Annotated in this window: 12 protein-coding genes and 1 pseudogene; all 13 read left to right on the top strand. The window is 58.7% G+C overall.

Annotated features, from left to right (window positions below):
• Positions 1-121: 121 nt before the first annotated feature.
• Positions 122-370 carry a helix-turn-helix domain-containing protein gene (locus tag HMPREF2847_RS11505; RefSeq protein WP_141765084.1) on the top strand — a complete coding sequence of 83 codons (249 nt, stop codon included), beginning with the start codon at positions 122-124 and terminating at the stop codon, positions 368-370.
• Positions 371-682: a hypothetical protein gene (locus HMPREF2847_RS08835; protein ID WP_070852175.1), complete on the top strand. Its 312-nt coding sequence runs from the start codon at positions 371-373 to the stop codon at positions 680-682.
• A 308-nt stretch (positions 683-990) separates the two neighbouring features.
• Positions 991-1,494, top strand: a complete 504-nt coding sequence (locus HMPREF2847_RS08825; RefSeq protein WP_141765083.1) for a hypothetical protein — start codon at positions 991-993, stop codon at positions 1,492-1,494.
• A gap of 598 nt (positions 1,495-2,092) precedes the next feature.
• Positions 2,093-2,905, top strand: coding sequence for a hypothetical protein (locus HMPREF2847_RS08820; RefSeq protein WP_048731124.1), 813 nt, complete (start codon positions 2,093-2,095; stop codon positions 2,903-2,905).
• A 2-nt stretch (positions 2,906-2,907) separates the two neighbouring features.
• Positions 2,908-3,294: a hypothetical protein gene (locus HMPREF2847_RS08815; protein WP_070437725.1), complete on the top strand. Its 387-nt coding sequence runs from the start codon at positions 2,908-2,910 to the stop codon at positions 3,292-3,294.
• A gap of 440 nt (positions 3,295-3,734) precedes the next feature.
• The gene (locus HMPREF2847_RS08810; protein WP_053412727.1) at positions 3,735-4,796 is read left to right on the top strand and encodes an HNH endonuclease; all 1,062 of its coding nucleotides are present in this window, start codon (positions 3,735-3,737) and stop codon (positions 4,794-4,796) included.
• Positions 4,797-5,091: 295 nt separating this feature from the next.
• Positions 5,092-5,715 (top strand): hypothetical protein, encoded by a 624-nt coding sequence (locus HMPREF2847_RS08805; RefSeq protein WP_070852173.1) that lies wholly within the window; start codon positions 5,092-5,094, stop codon positions 5,713-5,715.
• A gap of 270 nt (positions 5,716-5,985) precedes the next feature.
• The gene (locus HMPREF2847_RS11980; protein ID WP_083327356.1) at positions 5,986-6,285 is read left to right on the top strand and encodes an HNH endonuclease; all 300 of its coding nucleotides are present in this window, start codon (positions 5,986-5,988) and stop codon (positions 6,283-6,285) included.
• A gap of 267 nt (positions 6,286-6,552) precedes the next feature.
• A complete protein-coding gene (locus HMPREF2847_RS08800; protein ID WP_176719136.1) occupies positions 6,553-7,149 on the top strand; it encodes a hypothetical protein in 597 nt (198 codons plus the stop codon).
• Positions 7,150-7,152: 3 nt separating this feature from the next.
• On the top strand, positions 7,153-7,587 hold the full coding sequence (locus tag HMPREF2847_RS08795) for a phage terminase small subunit (RefSeq protein ID WP_069359750.1): 435 nt from the start codon (positions 7,153-7,155) through the stop codon (positions 7,585-7,587).
• Positions 7,588-7,608: 21 nt separating this feature from the next.
• Positions 7,609-9,231, top strand: a complete 1,623-nt coding sequence (locus HMPREF2847_RS08790; protein WP_070852172.1) for a terminase large subunit — start codon at positions 7,609-7,611, stop codon at positions 9,229-9,231.
• An 11-nt stretch (positions 9,232-9,242) separates the two neighbouring features.
• Positions 9,243-10,640, top strand: a complete 1,398-nt coding sequence (locus HMPREF2847_RS08785; RefSeq protein WP_070852171.1) for a phage portal protein — start codon at positions 9,243-9,245, stop codon at positions 10,638-10,640.
• 39 nt (positions 10,641-10,679) lie between these two features.
• Positions 10,680-11,331 (top strand): annotated as a pseudogene (locus tag HMPREF2847_RS08780) (hypothetical protein); the annotation flags it as partial.

The raw sequence follows: 11,331 nt of genomic DNA, 5'->3' as shown, positions 1-11,331 counted from the left end.
CCGGAAAAGACACACTTTTCTTTACTTAACCCGGTTTGGCTGCGCGCCTCACAAACCAAATAAAAGGGCCCGCCCCCGCTAGCACCAGGGACAGGCCGAAAGTGTTGAAAGGAACACTGCCATGAAGCATACCGCAAGGAATGAGGTCACCATGCCACCGCAAGACCAAGTGATGTGGACACCCAAGGAAGTCGCCAAGCATTTCCGAGTACACGTGAACTATATCTACGCGCTCTTAAACGCAGGTCGTCTGCAGTACGTGGGGCCTCGCCGTCGACCAGGATCACGACGCCCGTACCTCATCCATGTCACCGAGGTTCATCGCATTGAGCGCGAAGGGCTTCCAGAAGCACCAAGGGGAGCAGCATAAATGAGTAATCCAAACGTTAAGTTCAGCCGCTCAATGTGGCGCGACGCCTACGATTTGCTGGATCACGTCAACACCAGGAACAAATTGCAATGGGCAATGTCGCTGATTCTTGCCGCATCCTCTTTTGTAATGGTCATCATTACTGGCTACGACAATTTCAATTTTGTGCCAATCATTTGGACAATCACAACAATTTTTTGGTTGTGCACGGCGGTCTTTATTTCAAAGTCTGTCAAAAGCATTGAGCGTGTTCTTCAGATGAAAAAGAAGAACAGTGGCGTTTCTGCGCCCCGGTATTGGCCGGAGGCATGACATGAAGCAGCTTCGTAGGGTTCGCTCACCGAAGAATCGGTGGGTGCTCGTCGTAGTCCCCGTGCCTCGAGGTGGCAGGAAACCGGCCACGATTGATTTCGAGGTGTCGTTTGGTGATGTGATGTCAGAGATGCCTCGTAGTCTGAGGTTTCCGGCAACGCTGCCTCGTCGGTTAGGCCGGCATGGGGATGGGCAGCAGTTCATCACCAGAGGAGCCTTGGAGAACCTGGTCACTTTCAATAAGGATGACAAGCGCGTTATGCGCCAGCTTGAGGAGTTCATCGAGCACATCGCAAGTGAGGTGCAAGGTGAACCAGAAAGATAAGCCACGGTGCGCCCGCCGAATCTCAGACGGTCGCTGGCAGGTAGCAATGGCAGGGATTCCGCCGGCCGTGATCTGTAATTCGCTGCAAGACGCTTTGAAGACCGCGGTGGGTATTGAGGAAGTTCCGCCCGGCGATTACGAGGTGTGCCGGCTTGATGCTCGGGGGCATGTTCTCGAGCTCATCGAACTGGGAATGTCAGTAGAACATATCGCTGAGTCAGCTCGAGTGCGCTGTGAAGCAGTGGAAGGAATCATTTCCGGCACTGCATCCGTCTCCATGGCTGACGTTAATGCGATGGCGCAGGTTGAGTTTGCGCTGTCAGATGCGGAAGCCACTGCGCTAGATCTCCTGCACTTCACGTCATTAGGGGCCACCCTTCGGGAAGCGATTGCATGGTGCCGAAAAAGGGATGGCCTGTCTGCGCAGAAAGCGTGGGCTGCAGTTCCCGTCGTCAAGCAGCGTATGGAGGGGCTGAAATCAGCATGATGCGCCGACGATGGCTGATTTTCCAGATGAAGGCCGAAGCCCACGTGTTGCGGATAGTCCACCGCGGCGAAAAGCACTAAGCAGCCGATAGTAGCGAAAATGAGGAGGAAAAATGCCACGCCAAAGGTCTTGTAGGCACTGCGGTTTCCCTATCCGGTGGGCATGCACACCATTGGGGCATCGACTTGCCCTTGATGCATCGTCTGACCCAGATGGGAACGTGCAGATCGTACATGGTGCTGCCGTGTTCCTCAGTGAGGAAGAAGCTCTGCGGAAGCGGTCTCAGGGGTATTTGCTGTTCCAACAGCATGTGTGCGCCGGTGCTCATGGTAAACGGCGAGCGGGCATGCCTGAGCGGGAGAAACAGCGCATGCAACAGCGACGTGTTGCGCGTGAGCGCAGACGGCTCAATGAGATGACGAAGAACCATAAAGCGACAGCTAGATGACATCAGATGAATCAGCTGCGCAGCGTTGGTGGGAGCAGCAGCAAACGCGGCGCCAAATTCAGATTTACCGATTCCTTGGCCCTCGTAAGCGCCCCACCCGCACTGAGATTCCAGGGCAATTAACCATTGATGGACAGGAGATTCCAAGAAATGACGACAGCAGCAGATGATGTAGACGTCGTTGATGCGACGCCGAAAGCACAGCAGCGTCGGCACTTCCGGTTCGTGGCGCCAGCCGTAGAGTTCTCGAACGCGTTGAAGGCAGTCCACCCAATCGCAGTGCCGGGCGATACCGCGGCGCAGTTCGATTCGATTCGCATTGATGTTCGCGAGGATTCGACGGTCACTGTCTCTGCGGCCAACCCGATGATGATGGGCGCCGCGGAAGTGCCCGGTGTCGACGTGATCGCCTCCGGTTCGGTGGATGTCGCGCCTCGAGTCGCGAAGGAGTTAGCCGAAGTTGCGATTCAGAAGGTAACGAACGCTGGGCCGGTTGAGGTCGAGGTTGCCGCTTCGGCGGACTTCATTGAGATAGCGCTTGTTTACGGTTTGCCATTTGAACCGCATAAGACGCGTCGCCCGGTGCAGTCGCCGAGGCAGCCGCTTGAAGGAGTCGCGAAGCATGTCTCCGAGGTGCTGCAGGAAGTGCACGCGAAGGAGCGGAGTTCCGCCATGGTCTCGCAGTCCGGCGTCCTTACTCGTGCGACACCGGCGCAGGAAGTCGCGTTGCAGAAGGCAGCGCGGGCTATTGGGGCTGTGGTGACTCGCTTCCCTTCGACGGCCGAAGCGAAGTTTGTGGCCACGGCTCCGCAGCTCGCGGTCGTGTGGGTCTGTAATCCGGACGGGTCGAATCCTGCGGACGGTGACGAGGAGAAGTTGGACGGCGTCGACGAGCAGCAGAACACCGGGTCGCCTGTTGCGCGACGTGTTGTTGTCGCGCGGCCGTTGGGAGGACTGTCGTAGTCATGACGCTCCAGGTGAAGAAGACGGGAAGTAGCTTTTTGCCCTGGGTTGTTGAGGACGATACCGGTGGCATCGCGTGGTGTGGCTCGTGGGAAGACGCTGTTAGGACTGCGAACGAGTACGCCCGCGAGGTGGAGGTCCAGCTCGTGCGGCCGGACAAGCTGTTCATTGAGCATTGCTACTCATGGAATGTTGGGCGTTACGGCCGTGATATCGCACAGTTCGGCGATGTTGAAGCATCTCGGAGTATGTCCGCCTGTGGTAGCCCCCAGGTTCGCCTGGGGGACATTGAGTTCGCCTCAGTCGACGAGGCTCGTCGGACGGCAGCGCAGTTGCTGTCTGCATGTCAGTGGGCGCAACGGCCGGCAGTAACGGGGAAGGTTTCTTGATGGGTGACAGCGGCGTAAGCAATAACAAGGCCGTCAGGCAGTTCTGTGTGGTGGCGTCAACAGATGGCGGATACACATGGAATTCATTGCGCGTCGCTGGGGTGACATGGATGAGCGCAGAACAGGCACAAGATGTGCACCAGGCGTGCAGTCTGCGGGCCCGCACATATGGCTTGCCTGTGCGGTACCGGGTGCTGTCCCGCACTGTTTCTGCGAACACCATGTGGCCTTATCCGTCTGATGAAGGTGATGACCAAGCCGGTTATCACGAGGAAAGCGAGGATTAGCCGTGGCGCTACCAGTGCCTTGTTGTAGAGATCCGTAAGCAGTTGTGTTGGTTCATTTTGTTACCGCGCCGGTTTTTGATTTGGAGTTCGAAGAATGATTGTTACCGCTTCCCATATTTCTGCTGGGCAGCCCCGGTCCGGGAGTGATGCACCATGGCATGGGTAAGGGTCAGCGATACTTTCAACGAGGCCCCGGAGTGGATGCGAGCCTACGAGCTGGCAGCCGAACGTGGCGATGACCGTCTGGTCAGTGAACTCAAAGGCGCGGCGTCAGCGTTGTTTACGCATTCTGCGCAGCAGTGGACGGATTACAAAATCACCTATGGTGCAGCCGTCCGGCATATCGGCATTAGCCGGGTGGAGCCTGTACTTCAGGATCTGATCACTATCGGGATTATCACCGAGGTGGAGTCTGAAGGTGAGCGGCAATTCGTGCTCGTTGAGCGTGAATCGTTTGTTCATGTCATCCGCTCAGATGCGAAGTCGAAGGCAACGAAACGCCGCAACGATCAAAACCGTGCTGGGTTGCAGGTGCCGGTCATGCTCCGTGATGGAGACCAGTGCCGGTACTGCGGTGATGAAGTGGTCTGGGGCGATAAGAAGTCCGATCGTGGCCGTGAGTACGACCACCGTGACATCGATGCGCCGACGACCCCAGACAATTATGTGACGGCATGCCGTGGCTGTAATCAGCTGCGGCATGAATTAGGCGAACGCGCCGAGGAGGAACTTCCGCTCCTCGACCCACCAGAGTCTCCAATGTATGGCCCGGAGCTGCGCAAGAAGCTCTCCCGCTGGGAGGGATTCGTTGCGCGCTGGTGCAAGAAGGAGGGACTCCCGAATCCGCTTATCGCGGACGAGGTTGAGGCCCAGGACAACCCGGCAGCCAGTCGGGCAGTGACCCCTTCTCAGGAAGAAAAAACGGTACGCGCTACGTCCCCGGCCGCGGGCCCAAGCCAGGAGCCCGGCAAGCCGCAGTTCCCCAATACTGATTCCCATGGCCAGGTTGAGTCTGAGGGTAGAGCCGCCAAAGGGAGTTCTCGGCAGCCAGCCGAGACTATTCAAGTCAATGTTGTCCAGTCGCTTCCGGCACTCCCCGCACACCATGCGGGCGGTGCGCCGCAGGGCCGTAAGGCATCGCACGTGCGCGATGCCGGTCCCGCCAAAGGAGCGGAGCCTTTCGCACGTCGCCGTCGCCGACGCCGCCGCAACTAGTTTTCGAGTACACGCCCCGCGATAGGAGGGGCGAAAAACAAACGAGCTTGCGGTGCGTCCAAGAGAGCCTACGCGCTTTTGACGACGCGGCCTTTGTCATACCCAAAAACTTTCCCGTCGACGAAAAAACCGTTCGACAAGGGGAGTGGTTGTCGGGCTGGCACCGGGTCGGGTCGGGACGGGTCGGGTCGGGTCGGGAGGGCTTTTAAATATCCCTCCCCCTCTCTTTCTTTCCACCCCCTTACCTTTGTTGGTTCTCTAGTTCTTTTTGTTGTGGCTTGTTGATTGGAGCCTTATGCCACCGTTGTCGCCAGACCAGGTTGAGCAGCTTGGTCGTGCATTGTCCGCGATTGAATCTATGGCCCCCGCCCTCGCTGAGATGATGGTCCCCTCGCCGCCTGCCTCCGGGGTCAATGGGGGCCGTCCCCCGAGTGCCCGGGGGTCTCGCCCGCCGCTACCGGTGTACTTGCTGGATGTGGAGCACGCGGCGGAGTTGTGTCTGTGGGACTGGGCGCAGGCGCTGGCCTACGAGGTGCAGTGTCGGCCACCAACCAGCAGGCGCCTTGAGCACGTGGCTCGGTGGCTTCATGATCGTGTGCATGATGTCGCGGAGCGTTCGTGGGCTGATGGTGTGCTCGTCGAGGTTGAGCATCATCGGCGGGTGATAGGCGATAGGGTGAGTCCGCCTGAGCCGGTGGCGCGGCGGGAGGTTCCGCAGCAGGGTTCTGCGCGTCAGGTTGCCGACGCGCTTGCAGTGCTTGGTGTGCGTGTCAGTCACACGTCGTTGAGGAAGTGGGCGAAGCAAGGTGAGCTTTCAACGACGCTGAGCGCTGAAGGCGTGGAACTCTTCGACATTGCAGACTGTATGCGCGCAGTGGCAGCACATCAGTGTGGCGACGACACGCGGTCGACAGGGTAGAACTTCGTGACCTGCGGTTTACAGTCCGTGTGCTAAGCTACGCTTGACTGAAGCGCATGCTCTTAAACCGTTGAATTGAAATGATGGTTTGAGAGCTTTTGCTTTACGTCAACACATTCACGATTGGCTAACGCTAGTTTCGCTGATGGCAACGATGGGTCGCGGTAGACAATTGCGGAGTTTCACCTGGACGGCAACATCCCTCCAGTAATTCCTAGAGGTCAGTCGGTAGCCACCCTAGCTGCCACTTGCTCCCAGGAGGTGTCAGGTATGCCAGGGTGGAAGTCGAACTCCCGGGGTCCCAGATCCCGGGGCGTACCGAAAGCGTTAGCTGAGCAGGTCATGGTGCGCGATCACTTCGAATGCCAAGCGCGGCTGCGTGGCTGCGCTGTTATTGCCAACGAGGTGGACCATGTGGTGCCGGTCTTCGAAGGTGGCAATGATGAGTTAGAAAACCTCCGGGCTATCTGCTCGTCGTGCCACAGAGAAAAGACCGCCGGGGAAGCCACCCGGGCCAGGCGGCGACGCCGCCAGCCCGTATGGGCCAAGCCCCACCCAGGGCTACTGTGAGGGGTGGGGGAGGACCCTCGCTTCGAGGGGCTGGCCAGGGCGGAGGGCATTGCCTTTAAATTTGTGTACGGGTTCCATCATTCGCGCTGGTCAGGCTGGAAAACGAGCTAGATTGAACGCTGGCGCGCTTTGCTGACCTGCGGGTTTAAAACTGGCGCAGCGCTAACTCCGATGCCTTATTTCTTGGCCTGTGCGACCGTCTTTAATTGGCGGACATAAGTCCAGGTCAAAGCAGTGAAACGTAACGTTTTCTGATAAAATCGAAGTATGAACAAAGGTTGCGAAGTCTGCGGTGCAACGCTTCCGTTGCAGGCGCCCGGCCGAATTCGGACATACTGCTCGAATGCGTGCCGGCAAAAGGCGTACCGTGCCCGCCAGCGCAACCGCTACCCGCAGGAAATGACCAACGCACGACGCTGGGTTGCCGCCGACGGCAAGCGCCCCATGCAGACCAACGGCAAGCCAGCATCGTCAACCAAGCCAGAAACATGGACACAGTTCCGCGACGTCAAAAAGAAGCCGCACGGGTTCATGCTCGGTGGCGGATTCGCATGCATCGACCTAGACAACTGCTTCAGCAACGGGCAACTCCAACAATGGGCACGCCGGATCGTCGACGCCGCGCCGGGCGCATTCATTGAGCGCTCAATCTCCGGCAAAGGACTCCACATCTTCGGGCTCCTACCGGAAGGCAAAGGGCGCAATTACGGACGAGTAGAGGTCTACTCCGCCGAACGGTTCATCCGCACTACCGCCACCGTGTGGTCCGCAGGCGAACTGGTTGCATTAACGAAGACAGTCGCCGCCATCGAGGACATGAATCAGACAGGAAAGCTTCCTAGACAAACAACAGGGAGGAGGTAGGCCATGCCGGGTCCAGTACCCAAACGGTCAGACCAACGCCGACGCCGCAATAAACCGCAAGGCCCAACAACGCTGAAAGTGGCTGGTGCAGAAACGGTGAAGCCACCAGCGGAAGACCGCAGCTGGCACATCAGCGCCAAACGCTGGTACAGGAGCCTGAAGCATTCCGGCCAATCAGTGTTCTTTGAACCATCCGACTGGGCAGCAGCGCACCTATGCGCCACAATCCTGTCCGACGAGATGCAAAGACCAGAGCCAGTGCGCGCCGCAATCATCGCTCAAATCAACTCCATGATGGACTCCCTCCTAACAACAGAGGGAGCGCGCCGACGACTGCGCATCGAACTGCAACGCGCCGATGCGACCAAGAACATCGACGACAACACCCAAGCAGCAATCCTGCTGATGGAAAAATACAAAAACGACCTAACCGGATAAAGAAAAGGTGGTGATACCTACATGGTCGCCGCCGCCGACAGGCTCATAACCCTCCCAGAAGGAATACCCACCCGCACCCTCGGATGGAACGCCCTCGCATGGGCAGCCAAATACCTACGCCACCCCAACGGCATCCGCGCCGGACAACGATGGCAATTCACCCGCGAGCAAGCCCGCTTCATCCTCTGGTTCTACGCCGTCGACAATGACGGCCGGTTCGTCTACTACCACGCAGCCCGTCGGCTGGCCAAGGGCTCCGGTAAGTCACCATTCGCAGCCGTCATGGCGCTGATTGAGCTGCTTGCGCCTGTCCGGCTGGACCATTTCGACGACAACGTTCTCGGCGGTTGTGTCGGCAAGCAGCAGCCCATGCCGCTTGTGCAGATCGCGGCGGTCTCCCAAGACCAGACCGAAAACACAATGCGTATGGTTCGAGCGATGGTCGCTAAGCGCGCCGCACCCCAGCTCAACCGCGACTACCAAATTGACGCTGGAAGAACACAAATCAATGTCGAACCCGCAGGAAAGCTGGAAGTTATCACGTCTTCGGCGGCATCCGCTGAAGGCGCGGAAGCAACGTTCATCATCGGCGACGAGCTCGAGCACTGGACGAACTCTAACGGCGGCAATGAACTACACCGCACGCTGTTGGATAACCTCGCGAAATCCGGTTCCCGCATGTTGGAGACCCTCAACGCCTGGAAACCAGGAACCGGCTCGGCTGGGGAGGAAACATTCGAAGCCTGGACACTACAGGAAGACGGGCGCACCAAATCCGACCGCAAAATCCTCTACGACGCACGCCAAGCCCCACCAGACACCGACCTCGCGGATGAAGCCAGCCTGCGCGCCGGGCTGGCTTTTGTGTATGAGGATTGCCCGTGGGCTGACTTGGACGCGATTGTGGCGCGTATTTGGCACCCGAAAGCGCGGCCTGATGATTCGAAGCGGAAATATTTGAACTGGCCGACTGCGTCGCTGGACTCGTGGTGTGATCCGCAGGACTGGGCGCAGATGTCCAGGCCTGACCGTGAACTCGTTGACGGTGAGCAGGTTGTGCTGTTTTTCGACGGTTCCTTGTCGAATGACCACACCGCGCTGATTGGTTGCTGCATGGACGATGGACATGTTTTCACCGTTGGCGTGTGGGCACCGCCGCCGGACGGTGTCGTTGACGTTGAGGCGGTGGAGGCTGGTGTGCAGCGGGCGTTTGACCGCTTCGAGGTGCTGGCCTTCTTCGCCGATGTCCGCGAGTGGGAGAGCTTCGTCAAGGTGGATTGGCCGGAGCGCTACGGCGACCAGCTGCGCCTGTGGGCAACACCTGGGGCGCGCAACCCGGAGCCGATTGCCTGGGACATGCGCAGCAAGGACTTCCCGTTCACGCAGGCATGTGAGCTTGCCGCCGCCGAGATCGTGCAGCATGCCTTCACCCACGACGGCAACCCGCTTCTGAGTGAGCATGTGCGCAACGCTCAGCGGCATCTTGGCCGTTATGGCGAGACGGTGCGGAAAGAGTCCCGCGCATCGCAGAAGAAGATTGACGCGGCAGTCTGCATGATTGGCGCTCGCATGGTCTACCGCATGGTCAAATCCGACCCATCACTTAAGGCAGAGCCGGTCGATGACACGGCATTTTTCTACTAGGAGGGCACGTTATGAATGAGTCTCAGGCACGTGACGCAATCCGTGCTCTTTTGCAGGACCACTCGGTGCAACGACACCATTTCGATGAAATTAACCGTGCGGTACAGCCGTGGTCAGACACAGAGGCGGCGCGCCGTATGGATGTGACGCAGGGGAAGAACTACCACCGGCACTTGCAGATCGCGAAGATGTCTCAGACCCCGTTTCTAGGGCTTGTGCTGGACACCTATGGGCAGTCACTCAAGGTAGAGAACTATTTCTCCGAAGGCTCAGTGCAAGCCAGGTCGTGGCACCACTGGCAGACCAACCGAATGGATGCGCGCCAAACCGGTCTGCACCGCGCGGCGCTGCAATACGGCACCGCGTATGCGTCGGTGCTGCCGTCAACGCTCAACGGGGCGCGTATCGGCGTGCATTCACCCCGCCGGCTGGTTGCCCGCTACGGGGAGGAAATGACGTGGCCGGATACCGGGGCGGCAACGCAGACGGAATTCCCGATAATCGCCATGGTCATCGACAACGGCCACCTGTGCCTCTACGACGAAGAGCGTGTTTACTTCTTCGGAGTCGAAAATGCCCCGGATGAGCCGTTGGCGTGGCAGCAGCGCTATTACATGTCGCCGGAGAACTTGCCGTTTATCGAATATCGGGAGCACAACGTTGGTGTGACGCCCATTGTCCGGTATCAGGACCGCATGATGGCTGCCGGCGAAGAAACCAACGGCATCATTGAGCACCTGCTCGCGTTGTCGGCCAGGATTGACCGCACTAACTATGAGCAGGGTGTCGCGCAGTATTGGGCGGCGTTTAAGCAGCGTTATGTCACCGGTTGGGCTCCGAAGTCGGAGTATGAGGCGATGCGGCAGGCCATCAGTGACACGTGGACGTTTGCGAACAAGGATGTGAAGGTCGGCCAGTTCGATGAGACGGACCTGACGCAGTACATCAAGGCGCGTGAATCGAGTGTGCGCGACTTCGCTGCAGTTGCCCAGGTTCCCGCACAGTCACTTGGTGCGAATGCGATTTCCAATATTTCTGCTGACGGCCTGGCGGCGTTGGAGACGTCTAAGGATCGTAAGGCTTCTGAGATTCAAACCTCGCTGGGTGAGTCGCATGAGCAGATGCTGCGCCTGTGTGCGCATATTGCTGGCGATGAAGAAGAAGCCGGTGACTTCGCCTCTGAGGTCAAGTGGGCGGAAACATCGGCTCGCTCGTTCGCCCAGACGGTTGATGGGCTCGGCAAACTCGCCACCATGCTTGGTGTACCACCAGACGAGCTGTGGTCGGATATCCCTGGTTGGACGCATGAGCGCGTCAAGCGGGCTAGGGAAGCACAAGCAGGCCGCGGAAGCGGATTATTCGACGTTGACCAGCCGGACGGTGGTCAGGAACCGCAAACCGAACCATAACGGCATCACAACAATCGACATGCGAGGAGGTGAAGGCACATGCCAACGCAGGACGCGAAACTCCGTGATATCCAACGCCGACTAGAACGCGACGTTGCAGCGAAGATTGATGAGTTCGGTGTGCCCATGGATACCGACGCGGTTTATGACATCGCCGTCGAATTGCACCCCATCGTCGTAAAGTATCGGCAGGAGGCTTACCGTGCCTACGTCGAGCAAATGGGGCGCGACATGGCGCAGCTCGGTTTAGAAGTAGCCCCGGCACGAATCCAAGGCTACGGCCCCCACGCCACCTACGACGCATTGGCTAGAGCAGCAGGATTCGGCGAGAAACCATCAAACATCATCCTCGAGCTCGTTGACGATGAGACCAAGGAACTCATCAAGAAATCCGTACCGGCCTTTGCATTCCCCAATCACCCGCGAGTCATCGAGCAAATGAGCGCACGCCTGACCCGCACCCTCATGCGCCACACACTCAACGCCGGCCGAAAAGCAGTCGAAGACACCGCACGGCTCGGAAGAGTCCGCAACGCAACAACCAAACGCCCAATCGGACGCCGAATCGGCTACGCCCGAGTACTCACAGGACAAGAATCCTGCGCCTTCTGCGCCATGCTCGCCTCACGCGGCCCCGTCTACTCCGAAGACACCGCCACGCGCCGGGCTGATGGGCGTCGGTATCACGATG

The organism is Corynebacterium sp. HMSC074C03 (assembly GCF_001838285.1).
Lineage (GTDB): Bacteria > Actinomycetota > Actinomycetes > Mycobacteriales > Mycobacteriaceae > Corynebacterium > Corynebacterium amycolatum.
The sequence above is the reverse complement of the archived record's forward strand: the minus strand, read 5'-3'. Positions and strand labels throughout refer to the sequence as shown.